Genomic DNA, 23,956 nt, shown 5'->3' with positions numbered 1-23,956 from the left:
AAAGTCATGTAAAATCAATGTAGACTATTTATTAACCGTTAAATTGTGATTTTATATAGATTCATGAATGGTTTATGCTACAAATGAATCATTCATATATCATATTAATACGCGCATGATTATAAAGGAGTAGGAAATGAATTATTCATCTCGTCAACAACCAAGCAAACATTGGTTTCGTAAAGTCGACTGGATATTAGTACTGGTAATTACTGTGTTAGCAATCATAAGCGTAACACTAATTAGTTCTGCAATGGGTGGCGGACAATATAGTGCGAACTTCAGTATCAGACAAATTATTTATTACATTCTCGGAGCTATTATGGCATTTCTGATTATGATAGTTTCCCCTAAGAAAATTAAACATAATACATATCTCTTATATTTCATTTTTTGTATTTTACTCATAGGATTGCTTATTTTACCTGAAACAGCCATCACACCTGTGATCAACGGTGCGAAAAGTTGGTATAGCTTTGGACCTATAAGTATTCAACCTTCAGAATTTATGAAGATTATTTTAATTTTAGCCCTAGCTAAAACAGTTTCTAGACATAATCAATTTACCTTTAACAAATCGTTCCAGTCAGATTTAATGCTATTTTTAAAAATTATAGGTGTCTCAATATTTCCTATGCTATTAATTTTATTACAAAATGACCTCGGTACTACGCTTGTTATTTGTGCAGTTATCGCCGGTGTTATGATGGTTAGTGGTATTACTTGGAGAATCCTTGCACCTATATTTATCGCAGCAATTGTAGGTGGTGCTAGTATTATTTTAGCTATCATTTTCAAACCTACATTAATTGAAAATCTATTAGGAATTAAGATGTATCAAATGGGACGAATTAATTCTTGGTTGGATCCTTATACTTATAGTAGTGGCGATGGATATCATTTAACTGAATCACTTAAAGCAATTGGATCTGGTCAATTAATAGGTAAAGGTTACAATCACGGTGAAGTTTATATCCCTGAAAATCATACAGACTTTATCTTCTCAGTTGTAGGCGAAGAGATGGGCTTCATTGGGTCTGTTGTGCTAATTCTCATATTCTTATTTTTAGTGTTTCATTTAATTAGATTAGCAAGCAAAATCAATAGTCAATATAATAAAGTCTTTATTATCGGGTATGTTTCTCTTATCGTCTTCCATGTACTTCAAAATGTTGGAATGACGGTTCAATTATTACCAATTACTGGTATACCTTTACCATTTATTAGTTATGGTGGGAGCTCTCTTTGGAGTTTAATGACAGGCATAGGCGTCATTCTATCTATTTATTATCATGAACCTAAGCGTTATCAAGAACCTGATACTTTAGATACTGCTAAAACTGCATAATTTACAAACAAAAAAGCACTCACACATAGTGAGTGCTTTTGATCATTTAAGCAAATTATTTTAACTCATGACTTACTTGATTAGATGTAGGTAAAGTATTAATAATATCTAAACGAGATTTAGTTTTTTTAATATTCACACCTAATGATGACAATAATTTGACTACGTTTTGAATCTTATCTGGATTCTTCACTATAATCACCTCGTTTGGATTGACTTCAAAATTATCATACCCCAATTTATACTACTTTACTACATCAATTGTTAAATTTTAAAAAATTATTTACAAATCTATAAATATGCTATATGTAAGTAAATTGAACATTACTCTAATAACGCACGCGAAAGCCAGAATCATATACTTCTTTTTCAATACTATTTAAATTCGCAGGTGTTTCAAATAATACCTTTATTTCTCCTACTTTACTATCAATATCTACTTTTTCGACACCAATCATATTTTCTAAACGTGTCTTTAATTGGTTTTCTTCCTCTATAGTCTCAATATTAGCAACATAAACAATTCCATTTTCCATTGTATTCTACCTCATTAATCTTTAATTAATTTTTGAAAAGTAACCAATAGTTCTTCCATCGCTTCTTCTTGTGCACCATTATTCACTTTATTCATAATACAACTTTTCATATGATGATCTAACAATTTAGTAGCCACACTGTTTAAAGCAGAGCGTGTCGCTCTTATTTGAGTTAAAACATCATCGCAATACACATCGTCTTCAATCATTCGATTAATTGCACGTACTTGACCTTCGATACGATTTAATCGTGACTTTAAATTTGCTTTCGTTTGCTCTGAGTGATGTGCAGTTTCATTTTCAGTCACAAGCGTCACCTCGTTTCTTTATTCTTCATCATCGTATTATTCAATAATTATTAAGTCAATTGATTCATTCACTTTTTAAAATAAAACCGACTATGATATTCAACATTCTTCATGCTATAATTGTATAGTTAAAACTTTTTTGAATATCTTCAACGAAATTATGAGAAATACAAAGGAGGTACCATATGTTAGAAGTCTTTACTATGGCGCTTCACCATTCAAATATAATCATTAATGTTATCTTAATTGGCGCTTTCATTTTAAACTTGATCTTTGCATTTACAATTATCTTTATGGAGAGACGTACAGCTAATTCTATATGGGCATGGTTACTTGTGCTCGTATTTCTACCTTTAATTGGGTTCATTTTATATCTATTGCTAGGTCGTCAAATCCAAAGAGATCAAATCTTTAAATTAAATAAAGAAGATAAAGTCGGTTTAGAAATGATTGTCGATGAGCAATTGGAAGCGCTCAAGAAACAAGATTTCTCTAAAGGTAACCATCAAATAGTTAAATTTAAAGAAATGGTGCAAATGTTACTTTATAATAATGCTGCCTTTCTAACGACTGATAATGATTTAACTATTTATACTGATGGTCAACAAAAATTCGATGATTTAATTAATGATATCCGTAATGCTCAAGACTACATACATATTCAGTACTATATCTTTCATAGTGATGGACTTGGGAAACAAATTCTTAGTGAACTTGAAAAGAAAGCCGAAGAAGGCATTGAAGTGAAAATGCTATATGACGATATGGGTTCGAGGGATTTACGTAAAAAAGATTTAAAACATTTTAGAAATAAAGGTGGGCATGCTGAATCATTCTTCCCATCAAAATTGCCATTAATTAATTTACGTATGAATAACCGAAACCACAGAAAAATCGTTATTATCGACGGTAAAATTGGTTATGTTGGTGGTTTCAATGTAGGTGATGAATATTTAGGTAAATCTAAGAAGTTTGGTTACTGGCGTGACACGCATCTACGTATTGTAGGTGATGCTGTAAATGCATTACAACTTCGATTTATTTTAGATTGGAATTCACAATCTACCCGAGACAATTTAACTTATCAAGAACGATATTTCCCTGATGTTAATTCTGGAGGAACAATCGGCATTCAAATCGCTTCTAGTGGACCTGATGAAGATTGGGAACAAATCAAATACGGTTACTTAAAAATGATATCATCAGCTAAAGAATCAATTTATATTCAATCCCCCTACTTTATACCAGATCAAGCATTTTTAGACTCGATTAAAATTGCTGCACTTGGTGGTGTGGAAGTCAATATTATGATTCCAAGTATGCCAGACCATCCATTCGTATACTGGGCTACACTTAAAAATGTCGCATCTTTACTTGAGGCCGGCGTAAAGGTGTATCATTACGAGAATGGCTTCCTACATTCTAAAGTATTGGTCATCGATGATGAACTCGCAAGTGTAGGTACTGCTAATATGGATAATCGTAGTTTCACATTGAATTTTGAAGTAAATGCCTTTATTTATGATGAGAGTGTCGCACGCTCCCTTAAGCAAGCATTTATTAACGATATGAAAGTGTCATCTAGACTTACAGAAGAAAGATACGAGCAACGCAGTACTTGGATTAAATTTAAAGAAGGTATTTCTCAATTATTGTCACCAATTCTATAATAAATTGAAAGGTCTGGGTTGTTCCTAGACCTTTTTAATATGTGAAGGAGACTTTTATGGAAAATGAATTAAAAATTAAACACGCATGTAACTATATGAAAATGGTTCATAAAGATGATCACACTGGGCACGATATCGCGCATGTAGAACGGGTTCATACATTAGCAAAGTATATCGCTTTAAATGAGGGTTTAGTACATACAACGATTATAGAACTTGCCGCTTTATTACATGACACAGTGGATAGCAAAATAACGAATGAACAACAAGCATATGATAAACTTTCTACTTTTCTAGAAACGATTGACTTAACCCAAGATGATATTCAACATGTTTTACATATCATACAAAATATGAGTTACCGTGGTGGGAAAAACAATCAAGCCACATTATCAATTGAAGGACAAATCGTGAGAGATGCTGATCGTTTGGATGCGCTAGGCGCAATCGGAATTGCTCGAACTTTTCAATTCGCTGGATATTTCGGCGAACCAATGTGGACTGAATCTAACGTGCCATTCGAATCACTACATACTGATAATATTGAAGCATTTGATCCTTCAGCAATTAAGCACTTTTACGAAAAATTATTAAAACTTAAAAGTTTAATGCATACCTCAACTGGAAGAAAGCTTGCTGAAGAACGTCATCATTTTATGCTTCAATTCTTAAAACAATTTTTACACGAATGGAATTTCAATAACAACACAAATTTGTAAATTTGACATATGAAAAAGCCAGCAAATCATAATTTAATTTGCTGGCTTTTCTTATAACCTATTTCTTATTCTTTTTAGAAACAACTTGCGTATTTTTGCCTTTTTTATTAGAAGACGGATTATGTTCTTTTTCATATTGTTCGATGAAAGGTTGAACTTCTTTTTTAGCAAGTTTAGAGTAATACATATTTGCAAAATGCGTTTGTATTACTAAGAATAAGGCACTGACTGACCAATATAAACCAAGTGCAGATGACGCTTGTAATGAAATCCAAATAATCATGATTGGTGAAACAATCATCATCATGTATCCCATTTGGCGTTGCTCTTGAGGCATCGTTTTACTTGAAACATATGCTTGAACAAAGTAAAGAACACCGGCAATAATCGTAATCCAAATATCTGGTTTAGTTAAATTAAACCATAAGAAATGTGGATGATCAGAAAGTCCATTAACAAGTTTATCTTTTAATACGAAATATAATCCCATGATAATTGGCATTTGAATAAGCATTGGTAAACAACCGAGCATGCTCTTCATCGGATTCATATCATATTTTTTATAAACTTCCATCAATTCTTGGTTTGCCGCCATTTTCTCTTCTTGAGTACGAGCACGTTTAACTTTTTCTTGAATACCATCAACTTCTGGCTTAGCTACTTTCATTTTTTCACGCATCATATGACTATTTTTATAGTTTGATAACATGAATGGTAACAAGATTAAACGTATAACAAGAACTAAGATAATAATCGCTAGTCCATAGTCGTTATTAAATACATCATTTCCTAACCATTGTAAGAGATGTTTCATTGGCTGAACGAATGTATTAAAGAAGAATCCGTCCTGCTTTTCAGGTTTAGAGTAGTCACACCCTGCTAGAAAAACCATTATCCCTAAAAACAAAGGTAGTAACGCTTTTTTCTTCATTTTTCCACCTCTATTGTAATATTCACATAGGATTCATTTTATCATACTCATACTATAGTAGAAAACAAAAAGTGGAAAAATATATTGATTAATTAAAGTATTTACGAAAATGCTTAACAGTCTTGTCAATATTCTTACTTCTAGTTATTGCAGAAATTACTGAAACGCCATCAGCACCGGCTTCAGCAATTGGTTCAATATTTGTTTCATTAATACCACCTATTGCTACAATAGGTAATTCTCCAACATAATCTCGCAATTTTGTAATCATATGAGGACCAACAGGAGCGTTAGCATCATCTTTTGACGAAGTGGTATACATAGGCCCTACACCTATGTAATCCACTTGAGATAAATCCGATTGTTGATACTCATCTAAATTACCCACACTCAAACCTATAATTTTATTTCTAAACTGCATAGCAAAATCTTTAACTTCTTTATCATCCTGACCAACATGAACGCCATCAGCATCAATATCTTTTGCTAACTCTATATCGTCATTGACAATGAATGGTACGTGATATCTCTCGCATTTTCGTTTTAAATTTATTGCTAACTGTTTCTTCTCTTCACCTATTAAAGATGATGGGCCCTTTTCACGAAATTGATACATAGTGATTCCGGCTTTCAAAGCCTCATCAAGTACTTGTTCAATGGTTCTATTTTCTGGTATATCTTGAGTTCCACAAATAAAATATACTTGTAATTGCTCTGAGCTAAACATATAAGATTAAACCTCTACTTTATGTACATATTTTTCAAATGTTGTCTCATCAATTTGATACATTTGATCGAGCAATTCTGGTAAAAATGATCCAGGGCCATGGACATGGTTTTTATTTTCAGCTAATTCTGCAGCAATATTGTACACACTAACCGCTTCAATTAACTGTTCAATTTCTGGTCGAGTATTTCTAAATAAGAAGCTTGCCACTACTCCTCCTAAAAGGCAACCTGCACCGGTAATTTTAGCTAGAAGAGGTGAGCCATTAGCAAGTTTAACAATTTGATTATTTTGTGCGACAACGTCTTCCTTACCTGTAATGACAATTGCTGTTTCGAGATTTTTATGGGCCTTTCTAGCAATTTCAACTGCATCAAGTGAACTATCACTATCTGTTCCTTTCATCGTAGTTTGAGAGTCAACAAGCGTAAGTAGTTCTGATGCGTTTCCCTTTATTACAGAAACTTCAATTTGTTCTAAAAATCTCTTACAAAATTGTTTTCTGTAAGAAGACGCGCCTACTGCCACTGGGTCGAAGACAATTGGCGTACCTTGTTCGTTAGCGATTCTCCCTATTTTCATAATATCTTCTTCATTATCATGAGTTAGTGTACCTATATTAATCACTAATGCACTTGCCACTTTGTAAAATTCTTCTGCTTCTTCAGGTGCTTCACTCATTGCTGGACTTGCTCCTAAACTAAGTAACCCGTTAGCTGTAAAATTTTTAACAACGTCATTGGTATAGCAAACAATAAGTGGATTTTCTGAACGTAATCTTTCTAAATTATTCATCATCTAAACCTACTTTCTTTAAATATGCAAAGTGATTCACTGGACCTCTTCCTTTACCAATTTCAGGCGTATGTTCAATACTCATTGAAATAAACGACTTAGCTTTTTCTACTGCTTGATATATAGAACGACCTTTAGCTAGTTCTGCAGTGATTACTGCTGAAAATGTACAACCAGTTCCGTGTGTATGTTTAGTATCGAAGCGTTTATTTTCAAAAGTATAAACATCGTCCTTCGTAAATAAGAAATCTTTAGCGTTATTTAAATCAGCAGAATGACCACCTTTAATAACAACGCCTTTACTACCAATCTCATTGATAAAAATATCTCCTGCTTTGCGGATATTGTCTTCACTATCTATTTTCAAACCAGTAATTTCCTCTGCTTCAGGAATATTTGGTGTTACAACATCAGCTAAAGGTAATAAGGTAGTTTGTAAGTGAGATTTAGTATCATCGTCCATGAGTGAATCTCCACTCTTCGCCAACATAACAGGATCAATAACATAAGGAATATCTGAATACTTTTTCAAATAACTTTGTATCAGTTCCATTGTTTCTTTAGTCGCAATCATTCCTGTTTTTATAGCATGTGGTAATTCATCATCAAAAACACTATCAAGTTGCTCTTGTACCCAACTTGTTTCCAAATTATGAATGCTCTGAACACCTAGAGTATTTTGCGCGACAATGCTAGTGTTTGCTGCCATACCGTATACGCCACATGAATGGAAAGATTTTAAATCAGCCATTACCCCTGCGCCACCAGTGGGATCTGTTCCAGCTATCGTTAATGCTATTTTAGGTTTATTCATGGTTTTCTCCTCCAAAATCCCATTTTTCATCGATATAAGCCATATTAAAGAAATGACGCTCATGTACTGTACTTTGCAAGAAGTTTTCTTTGATTTCTTGCTTTTCTTTGTCAGTACATTCTTCTGTTAAACGGTCCATCAATTGATCGAAAACATCAACAAGTGGATCCATTTCAGTACTATAAAAATCAAACCACTTTGCGGTAATTGAATCTTTATTTAATTTAGGATCTTTAATCGCACGCTTAGCTATAACTGCATAGACGTAAGGACAAGGTGCCATTGCAGCTATAGTGTATGCTGCATTTTCGTGAGCATAAGCATTATAATACATATGCTTAATATAGTGATCTCCACTTGGTGGCCAAACTTTTTCTTTAACAATTTCTTCATAAGATTCATTGATATAATCAGCCAGTACTTCATGTGCCTCTACTTCACCATCTAACATGAATTCAATCTGTTCAACTAAGAATTTTACATCTTGCATAGTGTGAACCTTTGGAATAAGTAAGGCATATAAGTTTGTAAATTCTTTTAAATATGATGCATCCGCTCTTAAATATTGACGTACTGCTTGTTTAGGTAAAGTCCCAACTAATAATTCTTGAATAAAGTTATCATTGTAAATTCTTTCAATAATTGGTTGAGCTTCTTCCCTTAATTCTTGTGAAAATTTCATTAAATAAGCCTCCTTGGATAATAAAAAAACTACTTTCCAACAATGAAAAGTAGCTAAATCTGGGCATAGCGATGCTTATTTGATAAAGACTACTTTCCTACGTTGGTACTAACCAAATCAGGTTATAAGGGTCTGAATCATATCATCTCAGCCTTGTGGCTCCCCTAGTAGTTAATATTTATTTAATTCAATAATTACATTATCAAACGACTCTCACTAAATCAATTAAATGTGCTTCTAAATAAAAAACCATCTTCTCATATTGAGAAGATGGTTAATAATCATATATTTAAATTATGCAGTTACCCATTGGCTAGCGCCTGCAGTGTTGTATAATTTAACTGCTGCAGCGTCTTGTACGCTTTCAGGAGCGTTAGCTGGAGATTGACCTTTATATTGTTCTGGAGCTACTGAATCCCAAGTTGATTGTAAGAATTGGAATTTACCAGCTGCGCCAGTTGAAGGGTTGATAGCGTGGATGTCGCCACCTGATTCACGTTGAGCAATTTGTTTTAAGTGTGAATTTAAGTTTACTGATGAACCACTTGAAGCTTGGTTTGATGAAGCTTGACTACTTGCAGTGTTGTTAGTTGGTGCACTGTAAGAAGTAGTTGCTTTAGCTTGTGGTTGTTGAGTTTGCTCAGTTTGTGGAGCAGAAGTTTGTTCTGGTTGAGCTTGTTGAGCTTGGCTAGTTTGTTGTTGTGAACTTACTTGGTCAGCTGAAGTTTGGTTGCTTACATCTTGTTGTGGAGTAGCTTGACCATTTTGTGCATAGTTCCAGCTCCAGTGAGTACCATTTGATTCAAAGTGATAATTGAAACCATTGTAATCAAAGTTTACGTTATAAGCACCTTTTTGGATAGGGCTTTCGTTTAATGATTGGTCATTTGATTGAGCTTTTTGAGCTAATTCTGCTTTATCAACGTTTGTTGCTTCACTTGCGTGTGCGTCGTGTCCAGCATTACCTGCTACAACGCCTAATCCTACTGCTAATGATGATGCAATAATTGTCTTTTTCATTATTAAAAATCCTCCTAAAAGTGATTTGTTTTCTTAACTAATTTACAAGTACTACTCTAACATCTGTATAAACAGTGTAGGTTACAGTGAAATAAAAAAAACAAGCTCTTTTTTACACTCGAATTACATTGAATATTAATTATAATTGGAATTAAATTTCTACTCAAAACTGTCATGACAGTTTTGAGATTGTATCGATTCTTAAACAAGTTTGTAATATAATTGAAATCTGTCAGATAATTATAAGTTGATTGAATGATTGATGACTTAAATATTAAAAGCGACCTTACTTTAATATTGGCCGATCAAAGTAGGTCGCTTGAGTATAATTGAAAGAAAAGGATAATTTAATTTTTATTAAAAATAGGATGGAGTTTAGGGAGAGAATTAATTTTTAGATATTAATAATTTCAATGTCGTCTGAATGATAAGTGTCTTCATCGTATTGATTTTGAGAGAGGATTTCATTATGTTTAGTTTTTGGAGACATAAATTTAATTGTTTCTACATATAGTTCGGTTACAAAATGCGTTTGTCCTTCTTTTTCATATTTTCTTGAACGCATTTGTCCTGTTATACCTACTAATGTACCTTGACTAGTATATTTTTCGATATTGGTTGCTGTTTTGCCGAAAGCTTTACACAATAAATAATCACTTGATATTTCATTATTTTCATCTTTGTAATTTCTTTCAGTTGCTACACAAAATGTTGCGACCTTACTATCCTCCTTCTCATAAATTTGAGCATCTTTAGTCAACCTTCCTACTATTACTATTTTGTTTAACATGTGTCACCTCCTTCTTGTAATACATAATAATTGACGGGTTATAATTTGGTCAAAATTACAAATACCCTTAAAATGATAGCTATTTGTAGTATGTTTTTGATATATTTAAAGAAAATAATCATTAATTAAGTTCATAACTGCTTATAATTTAATTTATTGTATATTTAAAAAACAATTGGGATGTGAAATAATGAAAACATTTAAGGCTGTTCGGTTTCAAATTGTAAATGAGAATGGTGGCGTTTCAGAATATGAAATCGAAGATGGCGTTATTATAAATAAAGAAGGTAGTGGAACAGGCTGGTTACTTGAGATTGTTATTTCAAATGAGCACTATGAAACATTTAAAACATATATGGAAGATAAACAATTATTAGATATTAGAGTAGTCATCACTAGACCTGCAAATGATCCAGCTTTATTTGATGCTACGGTTAAAAATGTCGCTAATTTTAAAAAATCAATGTCTGTTGTTTTTGAATGTCATATTTATACTTTAAGACAAGTCTATGCCGAAAGCTTGCTAGAGGAATTGGTAGATGATGGTTTAACTGGTGAAGAGCTCAAGAAGACCTTTAATCGAATGATGCAATCTAAACCTAAACTAAAAGAAGAAAAATTCGAGAGAAATTAAATAAATAAAAAAAGGAGTGTAAAAGGAACTAATTCATTTTAATTAGTTCTTGATACACTCCTTTTATAATATGGAATAGTTTAAGCATCTTGAATAGCAAATGTTAGTTCACAGCTACAAGCAAGTTGACCATCGACTGTAGCTTTCGCACTACCTTTACCGATTGGTCCTTTAATTTTAGTAATTTCTACTTCTAACATTAACGTATCACCAGGTGTCACTTGTTTTTTGAAACGACATTTATCAATACCAGCGAATAAAGCTATTTTACCTTTATTCTCTTCATTGTTTAACATCGCTACGGCTCCAGTTTGAGCTAGTGCTTCAGTTATTAATACACCTGGCATTACTGCGTATTCAGGAAAATGCCCTTGGAAAAATGGTTCATTACCAGAAACTTGCTTTAAACCCACGCAACGTTTTCCTTCTTCATATTCAACAACTCTATCAATTAATAAGAACGGTTGTCTATGAGGGATAATTTGTTTAATTTGATTATAGTCAAAAATTGTTTCCATTATATTAAACCTCCGAAATGTAAACTTTGATGTTTAAAAATGATTTAATCATTAATACGCTTAATATCTGCACCAAGGTCTTTTAATTTTCCGTGTAAATTTACATAACCTCGATCTAAATGCTTAAGTTCAGTAACTTGTGTAGTACCATCTGCAACTAAACCTGCTAAGATCAATGCTGATGCAGCTCTTAAATCTGTAGCTTTAACTTGCGCGCCTTGTAATTGACTTTTTCCTTCAATTTTAGCGCTTCTACCTTCAACATTAATATTTGCATTCATTCTTCTAAACTCGGCTACATGCATAAATCTATTTTCAAAGACCGTTTCAGTAATAACTTTATGCCCATTTGCTGTAAGTAATAAAGCCATCATTTGTGATTGCATATCAGTTGGGAAACCTGGATGTGGTAATGTTTTTACATCAACAGGCTTTAAGTCACCTTCAGCAGAAACTTGAATACCGTCTTCTTTGAAGTCTAAATTAACCCCCATCTCTTCAAGTTTATATACTAAGCTTGCCATATGCTCTTTGATGGCACCTCGAACAAAGATATCTCCACGTGTGATTGCACCGGCGATTAATAATGTTCCCGCTTCAATTCTATCTGGAATGATTGAATGTTCTACACCATGTAATTTATCAACACCGTGTATAGTGATTGTATCTGTTCCAGCACCAGTAATTTTACCACCCATTTCATTAATATAGTTGGCTAAATCTACAATTTCTGGTTCTTTAGCAGCATTTTCAATAATTGATTTACCTGATGCAAGTGAAGCTGCCATGATAATATTTTGTGTTGCTCCTACACTTGGAAAATCTAAATGAATTTGAGTACCTTTTAATCCATTTTTAGCATTAGCATAAATATTACCATTTTCTAAATGAATTTCGGCTCCTAGTGCTTCAAATCCTTTGATATGTTGTTCAATCGGTCTACTACCAATTGCACAACCACCAGGTAACGCTACAATTGCATGTCCGAGTCTAGCAAGTAATGGCCCCATTACTAAAATACTCGCTCTCATTTTACTCACATATTCATATGGAGCCTCTTCATTCAATTTTTGAGTAGCATCAACTTTAACTGCATTTTCTTCTTTATTATATGAAACATCTGCATTAAGTGTTGATAAAACATTATTTATCGTCTCTACATCACTTAAAGCTGGAACGTTAACAAGTTTACTTTGCCCCTCTGAAGCTAATAAAGAAGCTGTTAATACTGGTAATACAGCATTTTTTGCACCTTCAACTTTAACTTCACCTGTTAATCGGTTTCCACCATTTATTACTATTTTATCCATCTTAAATCCTCCACTTATAACTCCTATTACTTATTCATTTCCCTGATTAATAAGTTAATATTCATTTTATAATTATATCCAGTTTTTGATATAAATAACAGTTTTTGAATTACTTTAATAAATACTTAACTTGAGTTGAATATTGTAATAAATCGACAATAAAATTACTTACCGATGTACCTATTAAAATAGCTACAAATATCATACAAATTTGCACTTGTAATGCATAACCTTTTTTAAAAAATTGATCTAATCTAACAGAGTTTAGAGCCCAATAGGCTATACAGATACATATTACATGCAAGATAAGGTGTACAATTGCAAATTGACCAAGATAATCCATGTTCTACTCCTTCGTAAGATTACTGTATAACATTGTACACGAAATAACTTGATAAAGATACTTTAATAATTCCGATTGTGAAATTAAAATATTTAATAAAAAAAGGTTCGAAGCGTATATAACGCCTCGAACCTTTTTTGTTATTTTAATTCAGCCACACGTAAACGGTTATTAGCTCGTTCTAACGCTCTTTTGGCTCTATTAATGTCACTGTTATCATCATCATCTTCTAAATGTGATTCTGCTCTCGACTTAGCCAATTTAGCTCTCTCAACATCGATTTCGCTAGCAGTTTCTGCTGTTTGGACGATAATTGATAATTTATGTTGTCTAACTTCAACAAAACCATCACTAACTGCTACATATTCGTTACCATTATGAAAGTTAACTTTAACATAGCCAGTTTTTAATGCGGCAACTGTTGGAATGTGTCCACTCATGATACCCATTTCACCAGCTGTTGTTTGTAATACAGCTAGTTCTACATCTTCTCGTTCGTAGACAGAACCATTAGGAGTGACAATATTTAGGCTTAATGTATTCATTATCCATACCTCCTAATTATTAGACTTCAACACCCATATCTTTGGCTTTTTCAATTACGTCTTGCATACTACCTACTAAACGGAAAGCATCTTCAGGAATATGATCGTATTTACCATCTAAGATATCTCTGAAATCTGATACTGTTGTTTTAACTGGTACATAAGAACCTTTTTGACCAGTGAATTGCTCAGCTACGTGGAAGTTTTGTGATAAGAAGAATTGAATTCTACGAGCACGTTCTACAGTTTGTTTATCTTCATCTGATAACTCATCCATACCAAGAATTGCAATAATATCTTGTAATTCTCTGTATTTTTGTAAAGTAGACTGAACTTCACGAGCTACATCGTAATGGTCTTGACCAACGATTGATGGTTCTAACGCTCTAGAAGTAGAAGCTAATGGATCAACCGCAGGATAAATACCCATTTCAGTTAATTTACGCTCTAAGTTAGTTGTCGCATCTAAGTGAGCGAATGTAGTTGCTGGCGCAGGGTCTGTATAGTCATCGGCTGGAACGAATACCGCCTGAATTGAAGTAACAGAACCTTTATTAGTTGAACTAATACGTTCTTGTAATTGACCCATTTCAGTAGCAAGTGTTGGTTGATAACCAACGGCTGAAGGCATACGTCCAAGTAATGCTGAAACTTCAGAACCTGCTTGTGTGAATCTGAAGATATTATCAATGAATAATAATACGTCTTGGCCTTCTTCATCACGGAAATATTCTGCCATTGTTAAACCTGATAATGCAACACGCATACGAGCACCAGGTGGCTCGTTCATCTGACCGAATACCATCGCTGTTTTCTTAATTACACCACTATCGCTCATTTCATAGTAAAGGTCGTTACCTTCACGTGTACGTTCACCAACACCGGCGAATACTGAAATACCACCATGCTCTTGAGCGATATTATTGATAAGTTCTTGGATTAAAACTGTTTTACCAACACCGGCACCACCGAATAATCCAATTTTACCACCTTTAATGTAAGGTGCTAATAAGTCTACTACTTTGATACCTGTTTCTAAGATTTCTACTTTAGTAGATAATTCATCGAAGCCAGGTGCTTGTCTATGAATAGGATCACGACGTACTGAATCATCAATCTTTTCATCTAAATCGATTGTTTCTCCTAATACGTTAAATACTCTTCCTAAAGTTGCATCACCAACAGGTACGCTAATATCTTTACCTGTATCTTTAACTTCCATACCTCTTTGAACGCCGTCAGTTGAGTCCATTGCGATTGTACGTACTACATCATCACCTAATTGAAGTGCAACTTCTAAAGTTAAATGAAGTGTGCTATCTTCTTTAGGAACTTCGATGTGTAAGGCATTGTTAATATCAGGAACTTCATTATGTTCAAAACGAACATCGATTACTGGACCCATAACTTGAGTTACACGGCCAATTCCCATGTTGATTTCCTCCTTTTAATATTATTCAAGAGCTGCTGAACCACCAACAATTTCAGTGATTTGTTGAGTGATCGCTGCTTGTCTCGCTCTATTATATTCTAATGATAAATCATCAATAAGTTCAGTCGCATTATCAGAAGCATTTTTCATTGCAGTCATACGTGAAGCATGTTCACTTGCTTTAGCATCTAAAATAGTTCCATAGATTAAGCTTTCGACATACTGCGGTAGAATAACACTTAAAATAGATTCTTTGTCAGGTTCAAATTCGTAAGATGACATTTGACCATGACCTTGGCTAGAATCTTCTTGAGATAATGGTAATACTTGCTTAGTTGTTGGTTTATTTTCAAGAACACTAACATAGTGACTATAATAAATTGTCAATTCATCAATATTTTCTTCGCTATATAAATCAATTGCGTGCTTAGCAATCGCTTGAACTGATTTAAATGAAGGTTGATCCGGAAGGTCAACTAAAGAACTTTCGATTTCATAACCTCTATTATTAAAGAAATCAACACCTTGTTGACCTAAAACAATAATACTGTATTCACTACTGTCATTATGTTTCGCTTTAATATCATTCACTAAACGTTTTAATACATTTGTACTATAAGCACCTGCAAGTCCTTTATCACTAGTAATGATTAAATAACCACTACGTTTTACATCTCTAGCTTTAAGCATAGGATGGTTAGAAGAACTATTAGCACCTGCTACTGCAGTAATAGCATCTTGCATTTTTTCCATATAAGGTCTGAACTGCTTCGTATTCTTTTCTGCTCTACGCAATTTAGAACTAGAAACCATGTTCATCGCCTTAGTGATTTGCTTCATCTTTTTAGTCGATTTTATTCGATTATCAATCTCTTTTAGAGAGCCCATTATCTCACCACCTTTTTTAATTAGAGTATTAACGTTGAAAATGTACTCTCATATTTGCAGTTACAATTTTTCAATTAAGAATTATTGTTCTGATTTACTAAAACCTTTTTTGAATTCTGTAATAGCAGAATCAAATTTATCAGCATCTGGTAATGCACCAGTTTCTCTGATTTCATTTAATAAGTCAGTTGCATTTGCATCTGCCCAGTGGTTTAATTCGTCTTCAAATCGAGTAATATCTTCTACTGGAATATCATCTAAATAACCTTTAGTTAATGCATAAATTGTTAAAACTTGATATTCAACTGGTAGAGGGTGGTTTTGGTCTTGTTTTAATACTTCAACAGTACGTTTACCACGTTCTAATTTTTGAGCAGTAAATTCATCTAAATCAGAACCGAATTGTGCGAATGATTCTAACTCACGATAAGAAGCTAAGTCTAAACGTAGCGTACCAGCTACTTTCTTCATAGCTTTAATTTGAGCAGAACCACCAACACGAGATACTGATTGTCCAGCATTAATAGCTGGTCTTACACCAGAGAAGAATAAATCTGATTGTAAGAAAATTTGTCCATCAGTAATTGAAATAACGTTTGTTGGGACATAAGCTGAAATGTCACCAGCTTGCGTTTCAATAATAGGTAAAGCAGTGATTGAACCGCCACCCAATTCATCATTAAGCTTCGCTGCTCTTTCTAATAATCTACTATGTAAGTAGAAAACGTCACCTGGGTAAGCTTCACGACCTGGTGGTCTACGTAATAATAATGATAATTCACGATAAGCTGCTGCTTGTTTAGTTAAATCATCATATACGATAAGAACATGTTTACCATTAAACATGAATTCTTCACCCATAGTTACACCTGAATATGGTGCGATATAAAGTAATGGTGCTGGATCAGCTGCAGAAGCAGAAACAACGATTGTGTAATCTAAAGCGCCTGCTTGTCTTAATTTCTCAACATTTGCACGTACTGTTGAATCTTTTTGACCAATAGCTACGTAAATACAAATTGTATCTTGATCTTTTTGGTTCAAGATTGAATCGATAGCAACAGTTGTTTTACCAGTTTGACGGTCACCAATGATTAACTCACGTTGACCACGACCAATTGGTACTAAAGCGTCAATTGCTTTGATACCTGTTTGTAATGGTTCATCAACTGATTTACGATCCATAACACCAGTTGCTTTTTTCTCAACTGGACGTGTTTTAGTTGCATTGATAGGACCTTGTCCATCAATAGGTTGACCAAGTGGATTAACGACTCTTCCAATTAATTCGTCTCCAACTGGTACTTCCATAATACGGCCTGTACGTTTAACTTCGTCACCTTCACTAATATCGTTGTATGGTCCTAAAATAACCACACCAACATTTGATTCTTCAAGGTTTTGTGCTAAACCTAATACGCCGTTGTGGAATTCTACTAGCTCACCAGCCATAACGTCGTTTAATCCGTGAATTAATGCGATACCGTCACCAATTTGAAGTACAGTACCAACATCAGTTACGGACATTTCAGACTCATAATTTTCAATCTGTGAGCGAAGTAATGCACTGATTTCTTCAGCTTTGATGGCCATCTATGTCACTCCTCTTTAAATATTAATTAGCTCTTTCAAATTTTCTTTGTAATTGAACAAGGTCATTCTTAACACTACCATCCATAACAGTTGTGCCGACCTTAACTCTAAATCCACCAATTAAATCTGGATTGATTTTAGTGCTAACAATTACTCTAGATAAATGTGTTTGATCTTTAATCAATTGTTCTATCCTTGCTAATTCATCTTCATTTAATTCATAAGTAGATTCTACAATTGCAAAGTCTTGGTTATGATGCGCATTATATAAACTTTGAAAAGCTCTAAATACATCTTCAATTAATGATAAATGACGATTATCAGCTAAAACTTTTAGCGTATTAACGACGTATTGATTTGCACCACTATATACTTCATTAACGAATGATTTACGCTCATCTGCTGTTAATGAAGGATTACTATCAATTGCTTTTAAACTTTTATTATAGTCGAAAGATGAATGGCTGATTGTTTCTAAATCTTCATAAACTACATCTAATTGATTTGTATCATTAGAGACATCAAATAATGCTTTGGCATATTTATTTGCTACCTTTACCATTATTTATCCCCTGCCTCTTTTAAATACTTTTCAACTAAATCTTTTTGATCTTGCTCTGAAATTTCTTTTCTAAGAACTTTAGATGCGATTAATACTGATAGTTCAGATACTTGATTATTAATATCAGCAAGTGCACGTTCTTTTTCACTGTTAATTTCACTTTGAGCAGTCTCAATCATGCCGTTAGCTCTTACATTAGCTTCATGAATAATTTCTTCATGTTGCTTACGTGCTTGAACCTTAGCATCGTCTAAGATTCTTTGAACTTCATCTTGAGTTTCTTTAAGTGTCTTTCTGTTTTCTTCTTCAAGTTTTTGAGCGTTAATTTTAGCTTGTTCAGCATCATCAATATCTTTATTGATGTCTCGCTCACGTTTGTCCATTACTTCTTTTAATGGACCCCAAGCAAATTTCTTCAATAGCGCAAGAAGAATTACGAATGTGACAAGTGTAACAATTGTTGTTCCCCATTCGACTCCTGCACCTAAAACGAACATATTAGCTGTTGCAGTCACGGGCTCATGACACTCCTTTCGTAGATATAATCACTAAGCTATAAAAAACAAAACGAACGGCGATAGCCTTGTACAGGCCTCGCCTTAATATGTCTTATCCAGCAAATGTCATGAACGCAATTACAACACCAATGATAGGTAAAGCCTCAACTAAACCAACACCAATGAACATAATACCCATTAATTGACCACGTGCTTCTGGTTGACGTGCTACACCTTCAACTGTTCTAGATACGATAAGACCGTTACCGATACCTGCACCTAATGCTGATAAACCAATTGCGATTGCCGCTGCGATTAAATTCATAATAAATTTTCCTCCTAAGAATTGTATATAATTATTAAATTAATTTAGTGTCCATCTGCCACTTTATGTGACATATAAACCATTGAAAGCATGATGAAGATATACGCTTGGATTGAACCAACGAATATTGAGAACGCTTGCCAAACGATTAATCCTGGAATACTTATAATCCAACCCCATGCTGGTTGTTGGAAAAGTAAACTTGCTAGTAAACCAAGTAATAATTCACCAGCAAAGATATTACCGTATAGTCGTAAACCTAAAGTTAATGTAGATGTAAACTCCTCAAATACATTAATGATTGCAAGTGGCCAGAAAGGTTTAAAGTATCCGGCTGCATATGCTTTAGGCCCACGCATTTTAATACCGTAATAATGCGTTAGTAGAATCATAGTTGTAGATAACGTAAGAGTTACCGTTGCGTCTGCTGTCGGTGATTTCCACCATAGATAGTGATCTTTAGTAACAATAGCAAACGGTAAACCAAGCATATTGGCTACAAAGATGAACAAAATTAATGTCACTGCTAAGAAGTGAAAGTTTCCACCTTTTTTCCAAGCCATGTTACTTTCTATGATGCCTCTTACAAAATCAAATACCCATTCAATGAAGTTTTGCTTTCCAGTTGGTCGTTTTTTAAGATTACGCGTGCATATTAAAGCTATGATAAAAACTAAAATCGCCGTAATGAGCACCATCATAACACTTGCCATGTTAAAGACAATATCGAATCCAAACACGTTCCAACTGACGAGTGGGGATTTGTGATCCATAAACTCACCTCTTTCTTATTTAATTTTTACTCCCTTTTAAGTAGAGGGCGCAATATGATTACAATATAAGAAATCATTAAACCAATTAATACACCTATGATATTGATGTGGTCTTTGAAGAAAAACCATAACAAACACGCAATGATTGCTACAAGATATCTCCATATATTGCCCGTTGAAATATGTATAGCATCTTGTTGTTGTGCCTTTGCAAAATAACTTTCAAAGATGTATGTATTAACCAAAGAACCACATGTTCCTATCATTAATCCTAAAATAAAGGGTCGGGGTATAATTAGATACAATATTCCTAATACTATTAAGAGATAAAGATAATATTGGATATATTGTTTAAAAATGATGTAGAAACGACTCATCTATATGCCTCCGAGTGTCTTATACCAATCATGTAAACCGTTCCACTCATACAATCTAAATGATAATATAGCCTATTGTATGGTGTCAATTCTATTCAAAGTCTTGTTAAAATTTACGGCATTTTTGTCACAAAATATTCACAAAAAGTAACGTAACAAACTTTTTATTTTTCAAAATGATTGGGTTTATCACTAATTAATCCAAAATAATATTTAATATGATTTACTATCCTATTACTTGCATTCCCATCTCCATAGGGATTGTTTGCTTCACTCATATGTTTATAAAGCTGTTTATCGTCTAAAAGACGCTTAGTTTCCTCATAAACAGAGTCCTCATTAGTACCAATAACCCTTAAAGTACCTGCTTCTACCCCTTCAGGTCTCTCTGTACTATCTCTCAATACGAGTACAGGTTTATGTAGAGATGGAGCTTCTTCTTGTATTCCTCCAGAATCAGTCATAATTAGGTAAGCGTGCTTAGCAAAATTATGAAAGTCTATCACATCTAAAGGTTCAATTAACTCTATACGATCATGGTGACCTAAATACGCTTCAGCGAGTTCTCTAACTCTCGGATTCATGTGAACTGGATATACTAATGCTAAATCTTCATACTGATCAATTAATTTTCTAACTGCCTTAAACACGTTAATCATAGGTTGACCTATATTTTCCCTTCTATGAGCAGTTAATAAAATAAATTTCTTGTTACGATGTTTATCGATGATTTGAGAAGTATAATTATCATTAATTGTATAGTTCATAGCATCAATCGCTGTATTACCAGTTATTACCACATTGTTAGATGATTTGCCTTCATCAAGCAAATTCTTAGCTGCATTAAAAGTTGGGGCAAAATGCAAGTCTGCCATTACCCCAACCATTTGTCTATTCATCTCCTCAGGAAAAGGAGAATACTTATCATAACTTCTTAACCCAGCTTCAACATGACCAATAGGTAATTGATTATAAAAAGCTGCTAGTGACCCAGAAAACGTAGTAACTGTATCACCATGTACTAGTACCATATCTGGTGATTCTTTTTTAATTACTTCTTCTAAAAGAACCATCGATTTTGATGTAATATCAGACAAAGTCTGCCCAGATTTCATAATATTCAAATCATGACAAGGTGTTATATCAAATGTATTTAATACTGAATCAAGCATTTCCCTATGTTGAGCTGTAACAACAACGACGGGTTCTAATTCAGCATCTTTTTCTAATGCTTTTACTAGTGGTGCCATTTTAATAGCTTCAGGTCTTGTCCCGAAGATGGTCATAATTTTTTTCATCAAACTATCTGTCTCCGAATCTATTATTTAGTACCAAATAATCTGTCACCAGCATCCCCTAATCCAGGTGTGATGTAAGCTTTGTCATTTAATTTTTCATCAAGTGTCGCGATATAAATATCTACGTCTGGGTGAGCTTCTTGCATCTTTTCCACACCTTCTGGTGCAGCAATTAAGCACATAAAACGAATATTTTTCGCACCACGATTTTTCAGTGATGAAATGGCTTCTATTGCTGAAGCACCAGTCGCTAACATAGGGTCTACAACGATAATTTGTCTTTCATCGATATCTTGAGGTAGTTTAGCAAAGTACTCTACTGCTTTAAGTGTTTCTGGATCTCTATATAAGCCAATGTGACCTACTCTTGCTGAAGGAACTAAACTTAAAACACCATCAGTCATTCCTAATCCTGCTCTTAAAATTGGTACTATAGCTAATTTTTTACCCGCTAGTCGTTTAGCTGTCATTTTAGTTACAGGTGTTTGAATTTCAACATCTTGTAATTCTAAATCTCTAGTCACTTCATAAGCCATTAACATACCTACTTCATCAACTAGTTCTCTAAACTCTTTTGTACCGGTATGAGCATCCCTAATATAACTTAGTTTATGCTGTATTAAAGGATGATCGAAAACATGTACTTTACTCATTTATAATTTCCTCCAATGTGTTTCTCTATTATTCATATAATGGATATTTTGAAGTAAGGGCGTGCACTCTTTCTTTAGCTTCATTAAGTTTAACTTCATCGTCAGTATGTTTTAAAGCTAAGCTAATAATTTTTGCCACTTCCTCGAATGCTGATTCATCGAATCCACGTGTAGTTGCAGCTGGTGTGCCTAACCTAATTCCACTTGTAACGAATGGTTTTTCTTGATCGAAAGGAATTGTGTTTTTATTACAAGTAATACCTACTTTATCAAGAGTTTCTTCAGCGACTTTACCAGTAATCTCAATAGAACCTTTAACATCAACTGCAACTAAATGATTATCAGTACCACCTGAAACCACTCTGAATCCTTCATCAATTAATGTTTGAGCTAAAACTTGAGCATTTTTAATCACTTGTTGTTGATACGATTTGAAGTCACTGTGTAATGCTTCTCCAAATGCTACTGCTTTCGCTGCAATTACGTGTTCTAGTGGGCCACCTTGAATTCCAGGGAAAATTGTCTTATCAATTTCTTTTTTATATTCTTCTTTACATAAAATCATACCTCCACGAGGGCCACGTAAAGTTTTATGTGTAGTAGTAGTGACAAAATCAGCATATTCAACAGGATTTGGATGTAAACCAGCTGCAACTAATCCAGCAATGTGAGCCATATCCACCATTAATTTAGCACCTACTTCATCTGCAATTTCTTTGAACTTTTTAAAATCAATAGTTCTAGAATAAGCAGAGGCACCCGCTACAATTAATTTAGGTTTATGTTCTAGTGCAAGTTTGCGTACTTCATCATAGTTAATTAATTCCGTTTCTTTATCAACTCCGTATTCAACGAAATTATAAAACTTACCACTAAAGTTAACTGGAGATCCATGAGTTAAATGTCCCCCATGACTTAAGTTCATACCTAGAACAGTATCTCCCATCTCAAGAGCAACTAAATAAACAGCCATGTTGGCTTGTGAACCAGAGTGAGGTTGTACATTAACATGTTCAGCGCCAAAAAGTGCTTTAGCACGATCAATTGCTACTGTTTCAGAAACATCAACATATTCACAACCACCATAATAACGACGGCCTGGATAACCTTCGGCATACTTATTAGTCAATACTGAACCTTGAGCTTCCATAACAGCTTCAGACACAAAATTCTCAGATGCAATTAATTCGATATTACTATTTTGACGGTCATACTCCTTTTGAATTGCTTCAAAAATCACTTTATCCTGTTTTTCAATGTAAGACATAAATAATTCCCCTTCTTTCATTAAATTATTGATATTTAGCACGTTCGCCACCAATTTTCTTAGGTCGTGATGTCGCTATGGTAACGATAGCTTCTCCAACTTGTTTAACGCTTGTTCTGACTGGAACACATACATGCTTGATATGCATACCAATTAATGTTTGGCCAATGTCAATACCTTTAGGTACACTGATATGTTCTACAACCATTGGATCATCCATATGTTGGTAGGCATACGTTGATAAACTACCACCTGCATGTACATCTGGAACTACATTTACCTCTTCCATAGACAGTGGGTTAAAATCTGCTCTTTCAATCGTGATTGCTCTATTAATATGTTCACATCCTTGAAAGACAAATGACACACCTGTATCCTCTTCAATTTGTTTCAAAGCATCAAAAATCTCTTTAGCTATCTCTAATGATCCAACTGAACCAATTCGTTCGCCAATGACCTCAGATGTTGAACAACCGACAATACACAATTCGCCTTTCTTAAAGAATGACATATCTTTTAATTCAATAAGTAGCTTTTGTAAATCACGCAATGAAACCCACCCCTTTGAATATAATAAAAAGGAACATAGCAAACTTGCTAT

At 33.8% G+C, this 23,956-nt stretch carries 30 protein-coding genes and 1 riboswitch; of the genes, 4 read left to right on the top strand and 26 right to left on the bottom strand.

Annotated features, from left to right (window positions below):
- Positions 1-136 precede the first annotated feature (136 nt).
- Positions 137-1,348 (top strand): FtsW/RodA/SpoVE family cell cycle protein, encoded by a 1,212-nt coding sequence (locus tag HMPREF2706_RS00675; RefSeq protein WP_064212371.1) that lies wholly within the window; start codon positions 137-139, stop codon positions 1,346-1,348.
- A 55-nt stretch (positions 1,349-1,403) separates the two neighbouring features.
- On the opposite strand, the gene HMPREF2706_RS11980 is transcribed toward HMPREF2706_RS00675, so the two are convergent.
- The 3 genes from HMPREF2706_RS11980 to csoR form a co-directional block, all read right to left on the bottom strand.
- Entirely contained in the window at positions 1,404-1,541 is a 138-nt protein-coding gene (locus HMPREF2706_RS11980) for an Lmo0850 family protein (protein ID WP_002435861.1), read from the bottom strand.
- A gap of 136 nt (positions 1,542-1,677) precedes the next feature.
- A complete protein-coding gene (locus HMPREF2706_RS00670; RefSeq protein WP_023351364.1) occupies positions 1,678-1,884 on the bottom strand; it encodes a putative copper chaperone CsoZ in 207 nt (68 codons plus the stop codon).
- Positions 1,885-1,898: 14 nt separating this feature from the next.
- A complete protein-coding gene (csoR, locus tag HMPREF2706_RS00665) occupies positions 1,899-2,192 on the bottom strand; it encodes a copper-sensing transcriptional repressor CsoR (RefSeq protein WP_002435858.1) in 294 nt (97 codons plus the stop codon).
- Between the two features lie 185 nt (positions 2,193-2,377).
- On the opposite strand from csoR, the gene cls reads away from it, so the two are divergent.
- Both cls and HMPREF2706_RS00655 read left to right on the top strand, forming a co-directional pair.
- Positions 2,378-3,862 carry a cardiolipin synthase gene (gene cls, locus HMPREF2706_RS00660; RefSeq protein ID WP_002435854.1) on the top strand — a complete coding sequence of 495 codons (1,485 nt, stop codon included), beginning with the start codon at positions 2,378-2,380 and terminating at the stop codon, positions 3,860-3,862.
- A gap of 56 nt (positions 3,863-3,918) precedes the next feature.
- On the top strand, positions 3,919-4,581 hold the full coding sequence (locus HMPREF2706_RS00655; RefSeq protein WP_002453696.1) for an HD domain-containing protein: 663 nt from the start codon (positions 3,919-3,921) through the stop codon (positions 4,579-4,581).
- Between the two features lie 58 nt (positions 4,582-4,639).
- Here the strand turns inward: HMPREF2706_RS00655 and yidC are convergent, their stop codons facing one another.
- The 7 genes from yidC to HMPREF2706_RS00620 form a co-directional block, all read right to left on the bottom strand.
- Positions 4,640-5,512: a membrane protein insertase YidC gene (gene yidC / locus HMPREF2706_RS00650; RefSeq protein WP_002435877.1), complete on the bottom strand. Its 873-nt coding sequence runs from the start codon at positions 5,510-5,512 to the stop codon at positions 4,640-4,642.
- 88 nt (positions 5,513-5,600) lie between these two features.
- Complete coding sequence (gene thiE, locus HMPREF2706_RS00645) at positions 5,601-6,239, bottom strand: thiamine phosphate synthase (protein ID WP_037551262.1); 639 nt, start codon at positions 6,237-6,239, stop codon at positions 5,601-5,603.
- Positions 6,240-6,245: 6 nt separating this feature from the next.
- On the bottom strand, positions 6,246-7,034 hold the full coding sequence (gene thiM / locus HMPREF2706_RS00640) for a hydroxyethylthiazole kinase (RefSeq protein WP_002435520.1): 789 nt from the start codon (positions 7,032-7,034) through the stop codon (positions 6,246-6,248).
- On the bottom strand, positions 7,027-7,848 hold the full coding sequence (gene thiD / locus HMPREF2706_RS00635; RefSeq protein WP_049427284.1) for a bifunctional hydroxymethylpyrimidine kinase/phosphomethylpyrimidine kinase: 822 nt from the start codon (positions 7,846-7,848) through the stop codon (positions 7,027-7,029). The genes thiM and thiD overlap by 8 nt, the downstream gene beginning before the upstream one ends.
- Positions 7,841-8,530: a thiaminase II gene (gene tenA / locus HMPREF2706_RS00630; protein WP_002435801.1), complete on the bottom strand. Its 690-nt coding sequence runs from the start codon at positions 8,528-8,530 to the stop codon at positions 7,841-7,843. Before tenA ends, thiD begins: the two co-directional genes overlap by 8 nt.
- Before the next feature lie 77 nt (positions 8,531-8,607).
- A riboswitch (TPP riboswitch) is annotated at positions 8,608-8,706 on the bottom strand.
- A gap of 118 nt (positions 8,707-8,824) precedes the next feature.
- Positions 8,825-9,550, bottom strand: a complete 726-nt coding sequence (locus HMPREF2706_RS00625; RefSeq protein WP_002453702.1) for a transglycosylase family protein — start codon at positions 9,548-9,550, stop codon at positions 8,825-8,827.
- Between the two features lie 394 nt (positions 9,551-9,944).
- Positions 9,945-10,340, bottom strand: a complete 396-nt coding sequence (locus tag HMPREF2706_RS00620; protein WP_002435780.1) for a single-stranded DNA-binding protein — start codon at positions 10,338-10,340, stop codon at positions 9,945-9,947.
- A 190-nt stretch (positions 10,341-10,530) separates the two neighbouring features.
- On the opposite strand from HMPREF2706_RS00620, the gene HMPREF2706_RS00615 reads away from it, so the two are divergent.
- Entirely contained in the window at positions 10,531-10,974 is a 444-nt protein-coding gene (locus HMPREF2706_RS00615; protein ID WP_049427281.1) for a YwpF-like family protein, read from the top strand.
- Positions 10,975-11,054: 80 nt separating this feature from the next.
- Here the strand turns inward: HMPREF2706_RS00615 and fabZ are convergent, their stop codons facing one another.
- From fabZ to HMPREF2706_RS00535, 16 genes are all read right to left on the bottom strand, one after another.
- On the bottom strand, positions 11,055-11,492 hold the full coding sequence (gene fabZ / locus HMPREF2706_RS00610) for a 3-hydroxyacyl-ACP dehydratase FabZ (RefSeq protein WP_002435844.1): 438 nt from the start codon (positions 11,490-11,492) through the stop codon (positions 11,055-11,057).
- A 44-nt stretch (positions 11,493-11,536) separates the two neighbouring features.
- A complete protein-coding gene (murA, locus tag HMPREF2706_RS00605) occupies positions 11,537-12,802 on the bottom strand; it encodes a UDP-N-acetylglucosamine 1-carboxyvinyltransferase (RefSeq protein ID WP_070862101.1) in 1,266 nt (421 codons plus the stop codon).
- 109 nt (positions 12,803-12,911) lie between these two features.
- The gene (locus HMPREF2706_RS00600; RefSeq protein WP_002453705.1) at positions 12,912-13,145 is read right to left on the bottom strand and encodes a DUF1146 family protein; all 234 of its coding nucleotides are present in this window, start codon (positions 13,143-13,145) and stop codon (positions 12,912-12,914) included.
- Positions 13,146-13,285: 140 nt separating this feature from the next.
- Positions 13,286-13,690 carry a F0F1 ATP synthase subunit epsilon gene (locus HMPREF2706_RS00595; protein ID WP_002435826.1) on the bottom strand — a complete coding sequence of 135 codons (405 nt, stop codon included), beginning with the start codon at positions 13,688-13,690 and terminating at the stop codon, positions 13,286-13,288.
- Positions 13,691-13,709: 19 nt separating this feature from the next.
- On the bottom strand, positions 13,710-15,122 hold the full coding sequence (gene atpD / locus HMPREF2706_RS00590) for a F0F1 ATP synthase subunit beta (protein ID WP_002435865.1): 1,413 nt from the start codon (positions 15,120-15,122) through the stop codon (positions 13,710-13,712).
- Positions 15,123-15,143: 21 nt separating this feature from the next.
- Positions 15,144-16,010 (bottom strand): ATP synthase F1 subunit gamma, encoded by an 867-nt coding sequence (gene atpG, locus HMPREF2706_RS00585; protein WP_002435866.1) that lies wholly within the window; start codon positions 16,008-16,010, stop codon positions 15,144-15,146.
- 81 nt (positions 16,011-16,091) lie between these two features.
- Positions 16,092-17,603, bottom strand: coding sequence for a F0F1 ATP synthase subunit alpha (atpA, locus tag HMPREF2706_RS00580; RefSeq protein WP_002435859.1), 1,512 nt, complete (start codon positions 17,601-17,603; stop codon positions 16,092-16,094).
- Positions 17,604-17,625: 22 nt separating this feature from the next.
- Positions 17,626-18,165, bottom strand: coding sequence for a F0F1 ATP synthase subunit delta (locus HMPREF2706_RS00575; RefSeq protein WP_049427279.1), 540 nt, complete (start codon positions 18,163-18,165; stop codon positions 17,626-17,628).
- Positions 18,165-18,680, bottom strand: a complete 516-nt coding sequence (locus HMPREF2706_RS00570; RefSeq protein WP_002435523.1) for a F0F1 ATP synthase subunit B — start codon at positions 18,678-18,680, stop codon at positions 18,165-18,167. Before HMPREF2706_RS00570 ends, HMPREF2706_RS00575 begins: the two co-directional genes overlap by 1 nt.
- A gap of 94 nt (positions 18,681-18,774) precedes the next feature.
- Positions 18,775-18,987, bottom strand: coding sequence for a F0F1 ATP synthase subunit C (gene atpE / locus HMPREF2706_RS00565; RefSeq protein WP_001048816.1), 213 nt, complete (start codon positions 18,985-18,987; stop codon positions 18,775-18,777).
- A gap of 44 nt (positions 18,988-19,031) precedes the next feature.
- On the bottom strand, positions 19,032-19,760 hold the full coding sequence (gene atpB / locus HMPREF2706_RS00560; protein ID WP_002453710.1) for a F0F1 ATP synthase subunit A: 729 nt from the start codon (positions 19,758-19,760) through the stop codon (positions 19,032-19,034).
- A gap of 26 nt (positions 19,761-19,786) precedes the next feature.
- A complete protein-coding gene (locus HMPREF2706_RS00555; protein WP_070862100.1) occupies positions 19,787-20,137 on the bottom strand; it encodes an ATP synthase subunit I in 351 nt (116 codons plus the stop codon).
- 164 nt (positions 20,138-20,301) lie between these two features.
- A complete protein-coding gene (wecB, locus tag HMPREF2706_RS00550) occupies positions 20,302-21,435 on the bottom strand; it encodes a non-hydrolyzing UDP-N-acetylglucosamine 2-epimerase (protein ID WP_049427274.1) in 1,134 nt (377 codons plus the stop codon).
- Between the two features lie 23 nt (positions 21,436-21,458).
- Entirely contained in the window at positions 21,459-22,088 is a 630-nt protein-coding gene (gene upp, locus HMPREF2706_RS00545) for a uracil phosphoribosyltransferase (RefSeq protein WP_002435776.1), read from the bottom strand.
- A 28-nt stretch (positions 22,089-22,116) separates the two neighbouring features.
- Positions 22,117-23,355: a serine hydroxymethyltransferase gene (glyA, locus tag HMPREF2706_RS00540; protein ID WP_049427319.1), complete on the bottom strand. Its 1,239-nt coding sequence runs from the start codon at positions 23,353-23,355 to the stop codon at positions 22,117-22,119.
- Positions 23,356-23,380: 25 nt separating this feature from the next.
- Positions 23,381-23,905: a TIGR01440 family protein gene (locus HMPREF2706_RS00535; protein ID WP_037551281.1), complete on the bottom strand. Its 525-nt coding sequence runs from the start codon at positions 23,903-23,905 to the stop codon at positions 23,381-23,383.
- Positions 23,906-23,956 lie beyond the last annotated feature (51 nt).

It is taken from the genome of Staphylococcus sp. HMSC067F07 (genome assembly GCF_001837405.1).
In the GTDB taxonomy this organism is placed as follows: domain Bacteria; phylum Bacillota; class Bacilli; order Staphylococcales; family Staphylococcaceae; genus Staphylococcus; species Staphylococcus capitis.
Note: the sequence above shows the minus strand (reverse complement) of the source record. Positions and strands in the feature narration are given on the sequence as shown.